Origin of the sequence: Pseudomonas rhodesiae (genome assembly GCF_013285305.1) — a bacterium.
Lineage (GTDB): Bacteria > Pseudomonadota > Gammaproteobacteria > Pseudomonadales > Pseudomonadaceae > Aquipseudomonas > Aquipseudomonas rhodesiae.
In genome coordinates this window covers 5,727,925-5,745,996 of record NZ_CP054205.1, presented here as the reverse complement: position 1 = coordinate 5,745,996, position 18,072 = coordinate 5,727,925, and the positions used below count along the sequence as shown (strand labels likewise).

The following is an 18,072-nucleotide window of genomic DNA, read 5'->3' as shown; positions in this document are numbered from 1 at the left end:
CCGCCGCCATTATGATCCGACTTCAAAGCCTAACATTACAGCGTGGCCCGCAACGTCTTCTCGAAGACGCCGAGCTGACCCTGCACGCCGGTCACAAAGCCGGCCTGATCGGTGCCAACGGCGCCGGCAAATCCACGCTGTTCGCCCTGTTGCTGGGTGAGCTGACCCCGGACTCCGGCGACTGCCTGCTGCCGGCCGACTGGCGCATCGCTCATATGCGCCAGGAGATCGACACCCTGGACCGCATCGCGATCGACTACGTGCTCGATGGCGACCTGCGCTTGCGCCAGGTGCAACACGACCTGGCCGAAGCCGAGAAGGCCCAGGATGGCGCAGCTCTGGCGCGTCTGCACTCGGAGCTCGACAGCGCCGACGGCTACACCGCCGACGCCCGCGCTCGCAAGATGCTCGCCGGCCTTGGGTTTACCAACGAACAGATGGACCGCCCGGTCGCCGACTTCTCCGGTGGCTGGCGGATGCGCCTGAACCTGGCCCAGGCGCTGATGTGCCCCTCGGACCTGTTGCTGCTCGACGAACCGACCAACCACTTGGACCTCGACGCGATCCTGTGGCTGGAAGACTTCCTCAAGAGCTATCAGGGCACCTTGCTGCTGATCTCTCACGACCGGGATTTCCTCGACGCCGTGGTCGATAACATCGCCCATGTCGAGCAGAAAAAAATCACCCTCTACCGCGGCGGCTACACCGCGTTCGAGCGTGCGCGTGCCGAACGCCTGGCCCAGCAACAACAGGCCTACGAGAAGCAGCAGGCGCAACGTGCGCATATGGAAAGTTACATTGCCCGGTTCAAGGCTCAGGCCACCAAGGCCCGCCAGGCACAGAGCCGGATCAAGGCGCTGGAGCGCATGGAAGAATTGTCGGCAGCTCACGTCGATTCGCCGTTCGACTTCGTGTTCCGCGAGTCGGTGAAGATTTCGAGCCCACTGCTGGATCTTTCGGATGCGCGCCTGGGTTATGGCGACAAAACCATCCTGGAGAAGGTCAAGCTGCAACTCACGCCGGGGGCGCGTATCGGTTTGCTGGGGCCTAACGGCGCGGGTAAATCGACCCTGATCAAGAACCTCTCGGGTGAGCTGGAACCCCTGGCCGGTCGCTTGACCCGTGGCGAGAACACCGTGGTGGGTTACTTCGCCCAGCATCAGTTGGACTCCCTCGACGCCAAGGCCAGCCCATTGTTGCACCTGCAACGCCTGGCGCCGACCGAGCGCGAGCAGACCCTGCGTGACTTCCTCGGTGGCTTCGACTTCCGTGGCGCGCGCATCGATGAGCCGGTGCTGAATTTTTCCGGCGGCGAGAAAGCCCGCTTGGCCTTGGCCCTGATCGCCTGGGATCGTCCGAACCTGTTGCTGCTCGACGAACCGACCAACCACTTGGATCTGGAAATGCGCCTGGCGCTGACCATGGCGTTGCAAGAGTTCAGTGGTGCGGTATTGGTGGTGTCCCACGATCGGCACTTGCTCAAGAGCACCACGGATAACTTCCTGCTGGTGGCCGATGGCAAAGTCGAAGAATTCGATGGCGACCTCGACGACTACGCCCGTTGGCTGACCGATTACCGCCTGCGCAATGCGCCGGTGAGCAATACCCCGGTGAATCCGGACAAAACCGACAAGAAGGCTCAGCGCCAGGCCGCCGCCGCGTTGCGTCAGCAATTGGCGCCGCACAAGCGCGAAGCCGATAAGCTGGAAGCTGAGCTGGGCAAGGTGCATGAGCGTTTGGCCAAGATCGAAGCCAGCCTCGGCGACAGCGCCGTGTACGAAGCCGCGCGCAAGGACGAACTGCGTGACCTGCTCGCCGAACAGGCCAAGCTCAAGGTGCGCGAAGGGCAATTGGAGGAAGCCTGGATGGAAGCCCTCGAACTGCTCGAAACCCTGCAAGCGGAGCTGGAGGCGCTGTCCTGATGGAAGCGTTGCAGTTGCCGGCACAGTGGATCGAACCCGTGTGGATTGGCGTGCAGATCCTATTGATCCTGCTGGCCGGTTACCTGGCTCAGCGCTTTGTGAGCAAAGTCCTTACGCGCCTGGGCGAGCGCTACCCATTCCCACCGCAACTGCTGATGCCACTACGCGGCGGCCTGCGCTGGCTGATCATGGGGAGTGCGCTGATTTTTGTTCTGGAGCGCCTGGGTGTGTCCGCCACCGTGTTGTGGACGGCACTGTCGGGCTTCGTGGCGGTCGCCGCCGTGGCGTTCTTCGCCATGTGGTCGGTATTGTCCAACCTGCTTTGCGCGATTCTGATCTTTACCGTCGGCCCATTTCGCCTCGGCGACATTGTCGAGTTGGTGGATACCGTCGACAAACCGGGCGTCAAGGGGCGGGTGGTGGCAATCAATTTGCTCTACACCACACTGGTTGAAGTGGAGGCCGCCGGTACCGACAGCGCGATCGTGCAGGTGCCTAACAGTCTGTTTTTCCAGCGTTCGGTACGGCGTTGGCCTGGTACCCACGTGTTTCCGGGCGATCGCTAGCCTGCACGGTGATAAAAACCGATAGCCAGCCTCTGGTCGGTGGAGTTAGCTTAAGGCTCCACCGCTTATTGTCGCACGAGGTATGTCATGGCTCTCGATACGTGGCTGGCCTTTTTCCTGGCCAGTTGGATCATCTCCCTTTCCCCGGGCGCCGGCGCCATTGCGTCGATGTCCAGCGGTCTGCAATACGGTTTTTTACGCGGTTACTGGAACGCCATCGGCCTGCAACTGGGCCTGGCGATGCAGATTGCCGTGGTGGCGGGTGGCCTGGGTGCCATCCTGGCTGCGTCGTCCACCGCGTTCTATGCGATCAAATGGTTTGGTGTGGCGTACCTCGTGTACCTGGCCATCAAGCAATGGCGTGCCTTGCCGCTGGACATGACCGATGACGCGGCCGTACGCCCCATCGGCAAGCCGATGGCGATGATGTTCCGTGGCTTCCTGGTCAACGCCAGCAACCCCAAGGCCTTGGTGTTCATGCTCGCGGTGTTGCCGCAATTCGTGAACCCGCAGGCGCCGTTGCTGGCTCAGTATTTGATCATCGGCGCGACGATGATCAGCGTCGATATGATCGTGATGGCGGGGTATACGGGGTTGGCGTCCAAAGTCCTGCGCCTGTTGCGCACGCCCACGCAGCAAAAGCGGGTAAACCGGACGTTTGCCGGATTGTTCGTGGGGGCAGCGGGTTTCCTGGCCAGCTTGCATCGCGCAACGGCGTAAAGCTCGGTCGCTAAACGTGTGAGAGGGGGCTTGCCCCGATAGCAGGGTGTCAGTCAGCTTAGCTGTAGCTGAGGCACCGCCATCGGGGGCAAGCCCCCTCTCACATTGGTTTTGTGTTGCCTGGGGGATTACCGCTCAGCGCAGAATCTTCGGCGCTTCATCCCTTGGCAGGTTGTTATGCGGTGCCGGCTGGCCAGGTTCCTGATAGCCACCGCCCAACTGTTCTGCCAACTGCCTGGCCACATCCTCACCCAGCGCTTTCGACACTTCCTTCACCACCCGTGGCCGGTTCAAGCTCACGCGGATGTCACGGCTGTTGACCAGCTTGGTGTCCTGGCCTTCGCCCATGGCGGTAAACGCCGAGGTGATCTCGTAGGTACGGGTGTTGATCAAGCTGAAATCCGCCACCAATGTCAGGCCCAGTACCGCCGAGTAGCTGTTGGTGTGGTCCAGCGCGTTGATGTCCTGGGTGAAGTCGATGTCCGACAACGTGCCGAACAGCACGTAATCGGCACCCTTGAAGTGGCCGGCCTTGATGCGTTTGATCACGTCGTAGACGTCACCCTTGGCAGCGGCGGTGTAGGGCGTGCCCTGCACCAGCTGGAACTGCCGTGACTTGAGGATCTCGCCCTTGATATCACCGCTGAATTTACGCAGCTCGGTCTGCTCGATATAGCTGGTACGGCTTTCGTACTCGCTGTAATTGGAGGCGCCACTGGCGTGATAAGCGCTGGCCTGGAAGGTGTCGCTGGCCGAGACCTGGTGGATGTATTCCTCGACCCGCGCCTCGTAGGCCAGGTCGGTTACCGCGATCTTAGGCGCGGCCGAGGCGCCAAAGGCGCACAGCAGGCCGATCATGCCGATCCATGCACGCATTGTTTAGCGCTCCGTGGTTTTGCGGATTTCTTTTTCGTCCATCCATTCGGCCACGCCGCTTTCGACGTCGATCAGTTGCAGGCTGAACTTGTAGAACACGTCCTTGTAGTCCGCGCTGCGCTTGACGATGGAACTGATGGAGCCTTCCAGACGGTACTGGGCGGCGATCATGTTGCCGGTTTTGCTGACCGTGGACTTCTTGTACAGGCCGCTCTGGTTTTGCAGCTTGAGCTGGTCGACCTGGCTCTGCATGTCGGTGTTGTCGCTGGCGAAGCGCGCGGTGCCGGTCTTCATCAACTGAGTCTTGATCGACGTGGTGATCTCGCGGGTATCGATGTACTCGCTGGTCTTGTTCTTCACGTCATACACCTGCACCACCGGGCGGCCTCGCAGCACGCCGGACTGGGCCAGGGAGCGGGTCATGCTTTCGGCGATTATCTGCAAGTCGGTGGAGCCGAACTCGTTGGTGACGGTTTCCACGGCCTTGGTATCGCCGTAGTTGATGTTCTTGCTGCCGAGTACTGGCGAGGTATTGGCGCAGCCGCTGGCCAGAACGGCGACCACGGCGAGCATCGAGAAGCGTGCAAACATGGGGAAATCTCTCAGAAAGGATGAGCGGCTCAAGGGGTTTTCACTTCAAGACGGAAGTCCGCCGCCTGGGGCAGGTTGGCGATGGCCGGCAGGAAAGTGGCCTGGTTGGCATACAGGTTGAGCACTTTCCAGGTTTCTTCGTCGCCTACCGGGAAGCCGTCGGCGCCCAGCCAGGCGAAGCGGTAATACATCGTCTGGTTGCTGCTGGTGATGTTGCTCAGTTGCACTTTGGCGGTCAGGAAGCCGTTCTCGCGCGCGACGCGGATGGCGCCGACGGCGATGCCCTTGAATTTACCCATCACGACGATTTTGCTGGCGGCGCTGCCGGGTGCCGGTGGCGGCGGGGTGGCGCAGCCGGCGAGCAGGACCAGCGCCAAAGCGCCGAGGATGAAATGACGCATAGCGTGCTCCTTAAGGTTGTTTGAGGGTGGCGATCGCCTGGGGCGTGTTGCTCGGCACCACATGGGCCGCGAGGCCGCCGGCGAACACCTGATTGCTCACCACGCGCAGGGTGATCACCTGGTAGCGCTGATCGGCCTTGACCGTCACCAGCGTGCCGCCCAATGCGTTGGGCAGGCTGACCTGGTGCTCGCCGTGCTTGAGGCGCAGGCGCGTCACTTGGGTCATGTCCGGCAAGGTGCGCCAAGTGCGGGTGTCGGCGCCTTCGGTCACGGCCGAGGCGATGCCCAGCACCAGGCCCGCCATGGGGTTGGTCTTGTTCAGGTTGTTCTGCGCCACACCACGGCTGACCGCGCGTACGGTAGTGCGCAGGATGATCCCCGGCATGTCGTCACGCAGGGCGCGGCGGGACATGGCAGTGGTGCTGTTGAGCGCGGTGAGGTTCTGTTGCTGGCCGTCCACCCCGATCTGGGCGAAGGTGGCGGTGGAGGTGTCGGCTTTGATCACCGGGAACGACAGCGGGGTAATCACCAGGTTGCCGTTGATCGGGATCGGCAACGGCAGGCGTATCGAGTCGCGGGCCGGCGCCAGGCCGCTCTGGACCACAATCAGCACGTCGGTTTCATTGGCGCCGACCTTGGACTTGTCCAGGTCCCGCAAGGCCTGTTCCAGCAGCGGAGTGTTAGGGCGTAATTCGGCTGCCTTGCGATAGCCAGGGGCGGCCAGGTCTTTTTCGCCCAGGGCTTCATAGACGAAGCCGGCCAGGTAATGGCTGAACGCGCTCTGGTAACTGTTTTTCAGGCCGACCACCTCCGGAGCGTTCAGGGCTTCCACCGGGTAACCGTTCAGGTCTTTCAACTGGGTGGTCACGCCTTCGCGCTCGGCTTCGCCCTCGCGCTTGAGGTATTCCTTATCGCGCAGCTCGGCGATCACTGCTTCGCGTTCGTGGGTTTTCTTAATCTCGGTGCGGGCGCCGTCGAAGTCGTTCACGGCCAGCAGGTTCAGGGCCATCTGGGTGGTCAGCATGACTTTTTCATAGTCGTAGCCTTCGTAGCGCCGAACCTTGTCGTTGGCCAGGAAGCTGCCGAACTGGGCGAGGTACTTGGCGCTGTCGAACTTGACCGACTCTTCCCATTTGAAGACTTGCAGGTCGGCGCTGCGCCAGGCGGTCTGGCTGCCGGTGAGGTCGCCTTTGGCGCGCAGCAATTCACCTTTTTCGAAGAAATAGAGCAGGTCTTTGTCTTCGCCGGTGTTGTTCTTCTCCAGCAAGGTCAGGGCGGCATCGACGTTGCCGGTGGCCAGTTGCTGGTTAGTGGCTTGCAGCTCGGTGTCGTAGCTGCGGAACATCGAACAACCGGACAGCAAGGTTACCGCCGCGAGCGTGAGCGGGGTTAAAGCGCGAAATGCCATGCAGATTTCTTCCCTGAAAGTTGTCAGCCAATGTGGTCATTTCGCATAAAAATCCGGAATGACATTCCCTTTCGCACTAACAGGGCGCGGCATTATAGGCGCCATAACTGGCAAAACAATGGCTTTTTGCTGTTATGCGATCGACAAAAATGCCACTACTGGCGGATTAAACGGTTGCGCTCAGGTGTGCTAAATCACGAACGGCTTGAGTCAAAGCCTTTAACGTTAAACAATGTGTTACTTCGTATTTCCCTTTGAGATTCATTCATGACTGCCCCCCACCGTTTTCTCGCCTGGCTGGTGTTGCCGGCGTTGATGTCGTGCAGCTTCAACCTGTTGGCCGCGACGGCCGAGGGCGCGCCCCAAGCCCTGCATTTGCTGGACTACATCGGTGCGGATTACCCGCCGACGGTGGACGCGGGCAAGGTGGTGGACCCTTCGGAATACCGTGAACAAGTTGAGTTCCTTGGGGTGTTGCAGGGTTTGGTGGCGGACTTGCCGGCCAAGCCGGAACGCGCCGAACTGGTAACGGGCGTCGAAGAATTGAGCGTGGCGGTGACCGCTCGTCAGGACGGTGCCGTCGTTGCCCGACAGGCTCGGCAATTGGGCGCCAAGTTGGCGGTGGCTTATGAAGTGAGCCAGGCCCCGGCCATCACGCCCGACCCAACGCGCGGTGCACCCCTCTACGCCCAGCATTGCTCGGTGTGCCACGGCAATTCTGGCGCTGGCGATGGGCCGGCAGGTGTGGGCCTTACGCCGCCGCCGGCGAATCTGCGGGACGCCGCGCGGCTGGATCGCCTGAGTCTCTACGCGATCTACAACACCTTGGGCCTGGGCGTCGAAGGCACCGACATGCCGGCGTTCGCCGATCAATTGGATGACCGCCAGCGTTGGGACCTGGCCACCTACATCGCCGAATTTACCGCCGACCCGGCGGCCGCCAAGAGCGAGCAGCCGTTCAACCTCGCCGACCTGGCCCGTCGTACCCCCAATGAAGTGCTGGCCGCTGACGGTGCCGCAGCTGCCGCGACCTTCCGCGCCCAGCGTGCGCAGCCGCCGCAGGTCAAGCGCGGCCCGGCACAGTTGCTCGACTACACCGCGAGCACCTTAGACAAGAGCCTGGCCGCGTACCGCAATGGCGATCACGAACAAGCCTATGACCTGTCGGTAGCGGCGTACCTGGAAGGCTTCGAGCTGGTGGAAAGCTCCCTGGACAACGTCGACGCCAACGTGCGCAAAGACACCGAAAAGGCCCTGATGGCCTATCGGCAGTCGTTGCAGGACGGGTTGCCGATCGATCAAGTGCAGCAGCGCCTGGACGTGGCCAAGGCCAAGCTCGCCGCATCGGCCGGTTTGCTCGGTGGCGATGGCCTGAGCTGGTCGTTGAGTTATATCTCCGGTTTGCTGATCCTGCTGCGTGAGGGCCTGGAAGCGATCCTGGTGCTGGCGGCGATCCTGGCGTTCCTGCGTAACACCGGCCAGCAATCGGCGGTGCGTAGCGTCAACGCCGGCTGGGGTTTGGCGCTGTTGGCCGGCCTGGCTACCTGGGCGTTGGCGGCGTATGTGATTGATGTCAGCGGTGCCCAGCGTGAATTGCTGGAAGGGTGCACGGCGTTGTTCGCCAGCGTGATGGTGCTATGGCTGGGAGTGTGGATGCACGACCGGCGCCACGCAGCGGCCTGGCAGGACTACATCAAGAGCAGCCTGGTGGGCGGCGGTGGGCGCTTCGGTTTTGCGGTGCTGGCGTTTTTCTCGGTATACCGCGAGCTGTTCGAAGTGATCCTGTTCTACGAAACCCTGTGGCTGCAAGCCGGCCCGGCTGGGCATAACGCAGTGCTGGCGGGGGGCGCCACCGCACTGGTGCTGCTGGTGGGTTTGGCTTGGGTGATCCTGCGCGGCTCGGCGAAGCTGCCGCTGGCGCTGTTCTTCGGTATTAACGCGGCGCTGCTGTGCGCGCTGTCGGTGGTGTTCGCTGGGCATGGTGTCAAGGCATTGCAGGAGGCGGGTGTCTTCGGTACACGGCCGGTGGCGTTCTTTGACTTCGACTGGCTGGGCATCCACGCCGACGCTTACTCGCTGAGTGCGCAGGTGGTGGCGATCCTGGCGATTGTGGTGCTGTACGGCCGCAGTCGTTTGGCCGAGAAGCGCCGAGTGGCGGTATAACCGTGCGCGTCTGGATCGATGCCGACGCCTGCCCGCGCGCGGCCAAGGACCTGGTGGTGAAGTTCGCCCTCAAGCGCCAGTTCGAGGTGGTGCTGGTGGCCGGGCAGAGCCAGATCAAGCCGGCTTTTGCCTGCGTGAAGCTGATCGTGGTACCCAGCGGCCCGGACGCCGCCGATGACTACCTGGTGGAGCACGCGGTGCCCGGCGAGTTGGTGATCTGCAGCGACGTGCCACTGGCCGATCGCTTGGTGAAAAAGGGCGTCACCGCGCTGGACCCGCGAGGCAAGGAGTTCAGCCCGGCGAACATGAGCGAGCGGTTGGCGGTGCGCAACCTGTTCACCGACTTGCGTGAACAGGGCCAGATGGGCGGCGGACCACCGCCCCATGGGGAGAAGGATAAGCAGGCGTTTGCCAATGCGCTGGACCGAATCCTTACGCAACTGATGCGCCAGGGTTGAGGGTGGAGCGGCTTACCGCATCGGGCCGGTCAGGCGATCACTCGTCGTTCTCGTGGGTCAGCTCCAGCACGCGATCCACCAACTTATTGATGCCTGACGCCACCTCGCCGATGTTCTTGCCCAACATATAGGCCGGCGTGCTTACCAGTTTGCGCGCTTTGTCCTCGACGATGTCTTCAACCGTGCACTCCTGGTGAGTGGCGCCCATCTTGCCCAGGGCGGTTGCGGTGTCGGCATCGTTGCCGATGGTGCAGGTTACGCCCGGGCCGTAGATCTTCGCGGCCAGGGCCGGCGAGATGCAGATCAGCCCTACGGGTTTGCTCGCCTCGGCGAAGGCCTCCGCCAACGCCAGTACCTGCGGGTTGACGCTGCATGCGGTGCCTTCGCTGGCAAAATTCGACAGGTTCTTCGCCGCGCCAAACCCGCCGGGTACGATCAGAGCATCGAAGTCGTCGACATTGGCCAGGCTGATGTCCTTCACCTCGCCACGGGCGATGCGCGCCGACTCCACCAGCACGTTGCGCGTTTCTGGCATTTCCTCGCCGGTCAGGTGATTGATGACGTGGTGTTGCTCGATATCGGGTGCGAAACATTGGACCTGAGCGCCGCGCTGATCCAGGCGCAGCAAAGTGATCACGCTTTCGTGGATCTCTGCGCCGTCGTACACGCCGCAGCCGGAAAGGATCACTGCAATCTTTTTGCTCATGGGCATTTCTCCTGGGTTCTTGGCGTTAAATGTCTACTAATTTGTAACCTGTTGCCAATGGGATCTCACAGCGCTGCACCTAATCTTGATGTAACAAAAATAGACCGGACTTGCCCATGGACTTCGTGCCTTACGCGGTACCGTTTTTCATTGCCTTGATCGTGGTGGAGCTGCTTGCCGACCGTTGGCGCGGACAGCGCAATTACCGGGTGGCGGATGCCATCAACAGCCTGAGCACCGGTGTGCTGTCTACCACCACGGGCCTGTTGACCAAGGGCGTGGGCGTGTTGACCTACGCGTTCGCTCTCAAGCATCTGGCGCTGTTCGATTTGCCGGCGCAGAGCCCTTGGACGTGGCTGTTCGCCTTTGTTTTCTATGACTTCTGCTACTACTGGCTGCATCGCATGGGGCATGAGCGCAATATTCTGTGGGCCGCGCACTCGGTGCACCATCAGAGCGAGGACTACAACCTCACCACCGCCCTGCGCCAGACCAGCACGGGGTTTCTGCTGAGCTGGATCTTCTACCTGCCCCTGGCGGTGGCCGGCGTGCCATTGGTGGTGTTTATCAGCGTGGCGTCGCTCAATTTGCTGTATCAATTCTGGGTCCATACACGGCATGTGCCCAAGCTCGGCTGGTTCGAGTGGTTCTTCGTTACTCCGTCCAATCATCGGGCCCACCATGCACAGAACGCTCTCTACATGGATCGCAACTACGGCGGGGTGTTCATTATTTGGGACCGCCTGTTCGGCAGTTTCCAAGAAGAAGACGAAAACGAACCGGTGATTTTCGGCGTGACCACGCCCCTGGCCAGTTGGAACCCGCTGTGGGCCAATCTGCAGTTCTATGCGCAACTGTGTAGCGATGCGCGGCGAACGCAGAGCCTGTGGGACAAGCTGCGTATCTGGTTTATGCGCACCGGCTGGCGCCCGGCGGATGTGAAGGCCAAATACCCATTGGCCAAGCCCGACTTGAGCCAGTTCCGCAAATACGAAGTGCCGCTGGATGTGCGTCAGCAGGTGTACGTCGCCGTGCAATTTGCGGCGTATGTGGGGTTTGGCAGTTACTTGATGAACGTCGGCGAAGGTCTGCCCACGGCGGCGCTGGTCCTGGGCTGGGGGGCGATGGCGTTGGGGCTGTTTACCTTAGGCGTGGCCCTGGAGAATCGCCCGTGGGCGTTGAAGGCTGAGCTGCTGCGCCTGGCGCTGAATGCGCCGCTGGTATGGCTGGCGCCGTTGGTCGGGCTATGGCCGGCAAGCAGCCTGGGCTGGCTGGGCCTGGCCAGTTATAGCCTGCTCAGCATGATCGGCCTCTACTGCTGCAGAAGCCGGCTTACTCGACTGGCGTCTTAGGTTTCTCCACCGGCACCGGCTCGGCAGCGCTCTGGGCTTGTGCGTCGGCGCATGCCTGACGGGCGATACGCGCGTTTTTGAAGCGGCGGCGCACCCACAGGCCAAAACCCAGTACCAGCAATGCGCCCAACACCCACAGCTCGTACTTCTTGACGCTGCCGAGCATGCCTTCGAGCACGGCGCCAAAGTGGTAAGCCGCTGCGCCCAGCGCGGCGGCCCAGATCGCGGCACCGATGCCATTAAGGATCAAGTAGCGCAACGGCGGGTAGCCGGACAGCCCGATCGCCACCGGCATCACGGTGCGCAAGCCATAGACGAAACGAAAGCTCAGCACCCAGATGTCCGGATGCTTGCGGATATGCTCCAGAGCCTTGTCACCCATCAGTTGCCAGCGCGGCTTGCGCGCTAGCAGCTTGCGGCCATGCTTGCGTCCCATGTAGTACCAGAGCTGGTCGCCGGCGTAGCTGCCGAAGAAGGCAACGACCACCACCAGGTTGATATCCATGTAACCACGGAACGCCAGAAAGCCTGCGAGCACCAGGATGGTTTCGCCTTCGAAGAAGGTGCCGAGGAAGAGGGCAAAGTAGCCGAAGTCATGCAGAAATTGTTGAAGCATGGTCTGGGTGCTGGCGAAATGAACGCGCAGCCTACGCCTTCGCGAACATTCATGAAAGTATCGAGATGTGTCACGAAGTGAACAATTCCTACATAAACGACGAATGCGACGACAGGTCGCATCGATAAGCACAACTGTCATTCCTTCGTCATAATGGCCGCTTATAACTGCAACGCTCGCCCGTGAACCCGGGCTCAGGAGTCTGTCGTGAGCTTTACCCCTGCCAATCGCCTGTTCCCCGCTACCCGCCTGCGTCGCAATCGCCGTGATGATTTTTCTCGCCGCCTGGTGCGTGAAAACGTGCTGACGACCGATGATCTGATCCTGCCGGTGTTTGTGCTGGACGGTGAGAACCGCCGCGAAGCTGTGGCGTCGATGCCGGGGGTGGAGCGTTTGACCATCGACCTGCTGCTTGAGGAGGCGGCTGGCTGGGTTGAACTGGGTATTCCGGCGCTGGCGTTGTTTCCCGTCACGCCCACTGAACTCAAGTCCCTGGATGCTGCCGAAGCCTGGAACCCGCAAGGTATTGCTCAGCGCGCCACCCGCGCATTGCGCGAACGCTTCCCGGAGCTGGGGGTGATCACCGACGTGGCGCTGGACCCGTTCACCACCCATGGTCAGGATGGCATTCTGGACGCCGACGGCTATGTTGAGAACGACATCACCGTCGATGCGCTGGTCAAGCAGGCGCTGTCCCACGCCGCGGCCGGGGCGCAGGTGGTGGCGCCGTCGGACATGATGGACGGGCGCATCCAGGCGATTCGCGAAGCCCTGGAGCTGGCCGGTCACGTCAATGTGCGGATCATGGCCTACTCGGCCAAGTACGCCAGCGCCTACTACGGCCCGTTCCGCGACGCGGTGGGCTCGGCGCTGAACCTGGGCAAAGCCAATAAGGCTTCGTACCAGATGGACCCGGCCAACAGCCATGAGGCCTTGCACGAAGTGGCCGCCGATCTGGCCGAAGGGGCTGACATGGTGATGGTCAAGCCCGGAATGCCGTACCTGGACATCCTTTATCGGGTCAAAGAGGAGTTCAAGGTGCCGACCTTCGTTTATCAGGTCAGCGGCGAATACGCGATGCACATGGCCGCAATACAGAATGGATGGTTGAGTGAGGGAGTGATCCTTGAATCCCTGACTGCCTTTAAACGTGCCGGAGCTGATGGCATTCTGACCTACTTTGCCGCCCGCGCCGCCCAATTGCTTAGAGCGCAACCGTAGCTCTCACAGGACACTCGATGAATACCGAAGGACTCTCCGAAGTTGCCGTAAAAGACGCCCACCCGGTGGTGGAGCAAGTCTCCGAGACACCCCCGGAACATGAGCCGCTCGCGCCCGTCGTCGCTGCTGAAGTGCCGGTGCCAGCCCCGGCGCCGCCGGTGGTCAACCTGGATGACAGCAGCCTGTACATTCATCGCGAGCTGTCGCAACTGCAATTCAACATTCGCGTGTTGGAGCAGGCGCTGGATGAGTCCTATCCCTTGCTGGAGCGGCTGAAGTTCCTGCTGATCTTCTCCAGCAACCTGGATGAGTTCTTCGAAATCCGCGTGGCGGGCCTTAAAAAGCAAATCACTTTTGCCCGCGAACAGGCCGGCGCCGACGGCCTGCAGCCGCACCAGGCGCTGGCGCGCATCAGCGAGCTGGTCCACGGCCATGTGGATCGCCAATACGCGATCCTCAACGACATTCTCCTGCCGGAACTGGAAAAGCATCAGGTTCGCTTTATCCGTCGCCGTCACTGGACCACCAAGATCAAGACCTGGGTGCGTCGCTACTTCCGCGACGAGATCGCGCCGATCATCACCCCCATCGGCCTTGACCCGACTCACCCGTTCCCGCTGCTGGTGAACAAGAGCCTGAACTTCATCGTCGAACTGGAAGGCATCGACGCCTTTGGCCGCGACTCCGGCCTGGCGATTATCCCGGCGCCGCGCTTGTTGCCACGGATCATCAAGGTACCGGAAGAGGTGGGGGGCGCTGGCGACAACTATGTATTCCTGTCGTCGATGATCCACGCCCACGCCGATGACCTGTTCCAAGGCATGAAGGTCAAGGGCTGCTACCAGTTCCGCCTGACCCGTAACGCCGACCTGGCGTTGGATTCCGAAGACGTCGAAGACCTGGCCCGTGCCCTGCGCGGCGAGCTGTTCTCGCGGCGCTACGGCGATGCGGTGCGCCTAGAGGTGGCCGATACCTGCCCCAAACACCTGTCGGACTACCTGCTCAAGCAGTTCAACCTGGGCGAGAGCGAGCTGTATCAGGTCAATGGCCCGGTCAACCTCACGCGTCTGTTCAGCATCACCGGTCTGGACAGCCACCCGGAGCTGCAATACACGCCGTTCACCCCGCAGATCCCCAAGCTGCTGCAAAACAGCGAGAACATCTTCAGCGTGGTGAGCAAGCAGGACATTCTGCTACTGCACCCCTTCGAGTCGTTCACGCCTGTGGTGGACCTGCTGCGTCAGGCCGCCAAGGACCCCCATGTATTGGCGGTGCGCCAGACCCTGTACCGCTCCGGCGCCAACTCGGAAATCGTCGATGCGCTGGTGGACGCTGCGCGTAACGGTAAGGAAGTTACCGCGGTTATCGAACTGCGTGCGCGGTTCGACGAAGAATCCAACCTGCAACTGGCCAGCCGCCTGCAAGCGGCCGGTGCGGTGGTGATCTACGGCGTGGTGGGCTTCAAAACCCACGCCAAGATGATGCTGATCCTACGCCGCGAGGCCGGCGAGATCGTGCGTTATGCCCACCTGGGCACCGGCAACTACCACGCCGGTAACGCCAAGCTTTACACCGACTACAGCCTGCTGACCTCCGACGACGCCTTGTGCGAGGACGTCGGCAAGTTGTTCAGCCAGTTGATCGGCATGGGCAAGACCTTGCGCATGAAGAAGCTGCTGCACGCGCCGTTCACCCTGAAGAAGGGCATGCTCGACATGATTGCCCGCGAAACCCAGTTCGCCCTCGACGGCAAACCGGCGCACATCATTGCCAAGTTCAACTCGTTGACCGACCCGAAAATCATCCGTGCGCTGTACAAGGCCAGCCAGTCCGGTGTGCGTATCGACCTGGTGGTGCGTGGCATGTGCTGCCTGCGTCCGGGAATCGTCGGGGTTTCGCACAACATCCATGTGCGTTCGATCATTGGTCGCTTCCTGGAGCATACCCGCGTGTTCTACTTCCTCAACGGCGGCGAAGAGCAGATGTTCCTCTCCAGCGCCGACTGGATGGAACGCAACCTCGATAAGCGCGTCGAGACCTGTTTCCCGGTGGAAGGCAAGAAGCTGATCATGCGGGTCAAGAAAGAGCTGGAGAGTTATCTGACCGATAACACCCACAGCTGGAGCCTGCAGTCCGACGGGCGCTACGTGCGCAACACCCCGACCGGCAACCAGAACCCGCGCAGCGCGCAGGCAACGTTGTTGGAAAAGTTGGGTAGCCCGATCCTGGCGGTGAACTAAAAACCGACGATGTCTGAAAGGCGGGAGGGGGCTTGCCCCCGATGACGGTGGAGCAGTCAATGAATCTGTTGACTGACACTCCCTCATCGGGGGCAAGCCCCCTCCCAAATTTGTTTTCGGTGTTCTCTAGCGCAGGTTCAGACTGAACCCCACCCGCGTCAGCCATTCTGCTTCCTGGGCAAAATCCGCCTGGGTCAGCTGGTTTTCCTCCAGCCAGCCTTTGGGGAACATCACTTCCAGGCTGTCGCCATCGGCCCGCAGTTTGACCTGGGGCATCTCCTGCGTGCCACGGATGTGGTGGAACAGGATCGCAAAACGCAGCAGCACACACAGGCGAATCAGTTTGATGCCGTCGTCACCAAATTCCGCGAATTTGTCCTTGGGGATATTACGGCGATGGCCGCGCACCAGCAGCGCGAGCATCTGTTGGTCTTCCCGGGAGAAACCGGCCAGGTCCGAATGCTCGATCAGGTAAGCACCATGCTTGTGGTAGTGGTAGTGAGCGATGTCCAGGCCCACTTCATGCACCTTGGCCGCCCAGCCCAGCAGTTCGCGCCAGACGCCGTCTTCCAGGCCCCAGTCCTCGGCCACTTGGTCGAAGGCATGCAGCGCCTTGCGTTCAACGCGGGCCGCTTGCTCCAGGTCGACGTGATAACGCTCCATCAATGAGCTGAGCGTGCGCTCACGCACGTCTTCATGGTGGTGACGGCCCAGCAGGTCATACAGCACGCCTTCACGCAGGGCGCCATCGCAGTGGTCCATGCGTTGCAGTTCGAGGGCGTCGAAAATCGCTTCGAGAATCGCCAGGCCGGCCGGGAAGATCGTGCGTCGGTCGGGCTTGATGCCGTCGAAGTCGATTTTTTCGGCATCCCCCAGCTTGAACAGTTTGCGCTTGAGCCACGCCAGGCCTTCGACGTTGACCTCGCCGGTGCCGTGCCCGCCCCCCTTGAGAGCCAGGCCGATGGCGCGGATGGTGCCGGATGAGCCAATGGCTTCATCCCAGGTCAGGCGGTGCAGGGCGTGCTCGATGCTCATGATCTCCAGTCGCGCAGCCGTATAGGCCTGGGCGTAGCGCGCCGGGGTGATCTTGCCGTCCTTGAAATAACGCTGGGTGTAGCTGACGCAGCCCATCTGCAGGCTTTCGCGCAGCAGCGGCTCGAAACGCTGGCCAATGATGAACTCGGTGCTGCCGCCACCGATGTCCGCCACCAGGCGTTTGCCGGGGGTATCGGCCAGGGTGTGTGACACGCCGAGGTAGATCAGGCGTGCTTCCTCACGGCCGGAGATGACTTCCACGGGGTGGCCGAGGATTTCTTCGGCGCGGCGGATGAATTCGCCACGGTTGCGCGCTTCGCGCAGGGCGTTGGTACCTACGATTCGAACGGCGCCCAGGGGCATACCGTTGATCAATTGAGCGAAACGCTTGAGGCAATCGAGCCCGCGCTGCATGGATTCTTCATTGAGCTGGCGCTCGTCGTCGATCCCGGCGGCCAATTGCACCTTTTCGCCGAGCCGCTCAAGGATGCGGATCTCACCGTTCTGGGCCTTGGCCACGACCATGTGAAAGCTGTTGGAGCCCAGGTCGATGGCGGCGATCAGGGACAGATTCTTGGCTTGGGATTGCGGCATGGTTTGGGGGTCTCGGTCGATAACCTCGCCATCGTGCCACGATCGACCGCTGACGCCAACGCGTAGTGCTTAGGGAATTGCACCGAGGCCGCCCATAAGAATTGGCTGTAGGAAAAGTAGGTTATCTTTCTTGGTGGCTGTAGCGTCCTCGTGTGTTCTTGTAGGAAGTTTTAACTTTTGCCTGTTGTAGTGCGAATTATGATTTTGCCTACACCTTTCATGTCGGTATTTTATTTATTGCCTTGTCGGGGCCTACCCTGGGTTTACGCTTGGCCGACAATAATCTTTTATCGCTCCCACAGTAACTGAGGTGTTGTCTCATTTTTTAGTCGGGTGCTAAAGGGACAGACTGTCACTCGGCAATAGTGCCGTGGTGTTATTTATTTATTGTTGCCGTTAGGAACAATAAATAAATGCGCCTGATAACTTCTGTGACAGGACCCTTATGAAAAAGATTGTTGGATTGACTTTCGGTATCGCTTGCCTGGCTGCGGCCATCAACGCCCACGCTTCCAGCAGCGCCGAACTGATCGTCAGGGGCACGATCAAACCCGCTGCCTGCAACCTCAGCATGACCGGTGGCGGCATTGTCGATTACGGCACCATCCCTTCCGGCCAATTGCTGCCAACGGCGTTCAACCCATTGCTGCCCAAGACCGCTCCCCTAAGCATCAACTGCGGCACTACCCCAGCCAAGTTCGGATTGAAGTTCGTCGACCTGCAGGGCGCCAGCAAGGTGCCTGGCATCCTCAATGCGTTGGGGGCCGGCTATACCGAAGCCCACAACTATGGCCTGGGTGCCGTTGGCGGCCGCAGGACCGGTGGTTTCGCCATCACCCTCAAAGACCTGCGTTCGTCCACCAGCACGCTGGCTCCCATCGTGCGTGTCGGCACCGGCGCCTGGCAAAACTCGGATGGCAAAGTGGCCCAGGCCCCTAGTCAGTATTCCTGGCGCAGCACCACGGCTGTCACTCCAGCCGCGATCAGTCAACTGACCGGCACCCTCGAAGTGCGCGCCGTCATTAATCGGGGCCAGGACCTGGACCTGTCGCGCGATACCGTTCTGGATGGGCGTGCGACGCTTGAGTTGAGTTACATCTAAGCCACTTATTTGCGGCCGATCAGAAGTTTCCTATTTCCGATCGGCTGTTTTTATAGGTGGGCTTGGCTATCAATGGTCAACTTAAAGGGCGTGGGGAACAC

The 18,072-nt window shown here is 61.1% G+C and carries 16 protein-coding genes; 9 read left to right on the top strand and 7 right to left on the bottom strand.

The window, feature by feature from the left end:
* Window positions 1-11: 11 nt before the first annotated feature.
* From HRH33_RS26140 to HRH33_RS26130, 3 genes are all read left to right on the top strand, one after another.
* Window positions 12-1,922, top strand: coding sequence for an ATP-binding cassette domain-containing protein (locus HRH33_RS26140; RefSeq protein ID WP_034101423.1), 1,911 nt, complete (start codon window positions 12-14; stop codon window positions 1,920-1,922).
* Window positions 1,922-2,488, top strand: coding sequence for a mechanosensitive ion channel family protein (locus tag HRH33_RS26135; RefSeq protein WP_167416992.1), 567 nt, complete (start codon window positions 1,922-1,924; stop codon window positions 2,486-2,488). The genes HRH33_RS26140 and HRH33_RS26135 overlap by 1 nt, the downstream gene beginning before the upstream one ends.
* Window positions 2,489-2,575: 87 nt before the next feature.
* Complete coding sequence (locus tag HRH33_RS26130; RefSeq protein WP_034101421.1) at window positions 2,576-3,208, top strand: LysE family transporter; 633 nt, start codon at window positions 2,576-2,578, stop codon at window positions 3,206-3,208.
* A gap of 135 nt (window positions 3,209-3,343) precedes the next feature.
* On the opposite strand, the gene HRH33_RS26125 is transcribed toward HRH33_RS26130, so the two are convergent.
* The 4 genes from HRH33_RS26125 to HRH33_RS26110 are packed head-to-tail and all read right to left on the bottom strand — an operon-like array spanning window position 3,344 to window position 6,484.
* Window positions 3,344-4,084, bottom strand: coding sequence for a penicillin-binding protein activator LpoB (locus HRH33_RS26125; protein WP_167416993.1), 741 nt, complete (start codon window positions 4,082-4,084; stop codon window positions 3,344-3,346).
* Window positions 4,085-4,087: 3 nt separating this feature from the next.
* A complete protein-coding gene (gene lpoB / locus HRH33_RS26120) occupies window positions 4,088-4,675 on the bottom strand; it encodes a penicillin-binding protein activator LpoB (RefSeq protein WP_167416994.1) in 588 nt (195 codons plus the stop codon).
* 29 nt (window positions 4,676-4,704) lie between these two features.
* A complete protein-coding gene (locus HRH33_RS26115; protein WP_034101418.1) occupies window positions 4,705-5,076 on the bottom strand; it encodes a YcfL family putative periplasmic lipoprotein in 372 nt (123 codons plus the stop codon).
* A 10-nt stretch (window positions 5,077-5,086) separates the two neighbouring features.
* Window positions 5,087-6,484, bottom strand: coding sequence for a COG3014 family protein (locus HRH33_RS26110; protein ID WP_167416995.1), 1,398 nt, complete (start codon window positions 6,482-6,484; stop codon window positions 5,087-5,089).
* A 267-nt stretch (window positions 6,485-6,751) separates the two neighbouring features.
* Here HRH33_RS26110 and HRH33_RS26105 point away from each other — a divergent pair, with 267 nt between their 5' ends.
* On the top strand, window positions 6,752-8,647 hold the full coding sequence (locus HRH33_RS26105; protein WP_167416996.1) for an FTR1 family protein: 1,896 nt from the start codon (window positions 6,752-6,754) through the stop codon (window positions 8,645-8,647).
* A 2-nt stretch (window positions 8,648-8,649) separates the two neighbouring features.
* Window positions 8,650-9,105 carry a YaiI/YqxD family protein gene (locus tag HRH33_RS26100; protein ID WP_034101415.1) on the top strand — a complete coding sequence of 152 codons (456 nt, stop codon included), beginning with the start codon at window positions 8,650-8,652 and terminating at the stop codon, window positions 9,103-9,105.
* A gap of 37 nt (window positions 9,106-9,142) precedes the next feature.
* Here the strand turns inward: HRH33_RS26100 and elbB are convergent, their stop codons facing one another.
* A complete protein-coding gene (gene elbB, locus HRH33_RS26095) occupies window positions 9,143-9,811 on the bottom strand; it encodes an isoprenoid biosynthesis glyoxalase ElbB (protein ID WP_167416997.1) in 669 nt (222 codons plus the stop codon).
* A gap of 116 nt (window positions 9,812-9,927) precedes the next feature.
* Between elbB and HRH33_RS26090 the strand changes: the two genes are divergently transcribed.
* The gene (locus HRH33_RS26090; protein WP_173603570.1) at window positions 9,928-11,163 is read left to right on the top strand and encodes a sterol desaturase family protein; all 1,236 of its coding nucleotides are present in this window, start codon (window positions 9,928-9,930) and stop codon (window positions 11,161-11,163) included.
* Here the strand turns inward: HRH33_RS26090 and HRH33_RS26085 are convergent.
* Window positions 11,144-11,779, bottom strand: coding sequence for a DedA family protein (locus tag HRH33_RS26085; RefSeq protein ID WP_034115429.1), 636 nt, complete (start codon window positions 11,777-11,779; stop codon window positions 11,144-11,146). The genes HRH33_RS26090 and HRH33_RS26085 overlap by 20 nt on opposite strands.
* Before the next feature lie 207 nt (window positions 11,780-11,986).
* Here HRH33_RS26085 and hemB point away from each other — a divergent pair, with 207 nt between their 5' ends.
* Both hemB and ppk1 read left to right on the top strand, forming a co-directional pair.
* Entirely contained in the window at window positions 11,987-13,000 is a 1,014-nt protein-coding gene (hemB, locus tag HRH33_RS26080) for a porphobilinogen synthase (RefSeq protein WP_034101411.1), read from the top strand.
* 17 nt (window positions 13,001-13,017) lie between these two features.
* Window positions 13,018-15,240, top strand: a complete 2,223-nt coding sequence (gene ppk1, locus HRH33_RS26075) for a polyphosphate kinase 1 (protein ID WP_034139756.1) — start codon at window positions 13,018-13,020, stop codon at window positions 15,238-15,240.
* Between the two features lie 126 nt (window positions 15,241-15,366).
* Here ppk1 and ppx read toward each other — a convergent pair whose 3' ends face one another.
* Window positions 15,367-16,869: an exopolyphosphatase gene (gene ppx / locus HRH33_RS26070; protein ID WP_034139755.1), complete on the bottom strand. Its 1,503-nt coding sequence runs from the start codon at window positions 16,867-16,869 to the stop codon at window positions 15,367-15,369.
* Between the two features lie 445 nt (window positions 16,870-17,314).
* On the opposite strand from ppx, the gene HRH33_RS26065 reads away from it, so the two are divergent.
* Window positions 17,315-17,971, top strand: a complete 657-nt coding sequence (locus tag HRH33_RS26065) for a DUF1120 domain-containing protein (RefSeq protein ID WP_167416999.1) — start codon at window positions 17,315-17,317, stop codon at window positions 17,969-17,971.
* Window positions 17,972-18,072: the final 101 nt, after the last annotated feature.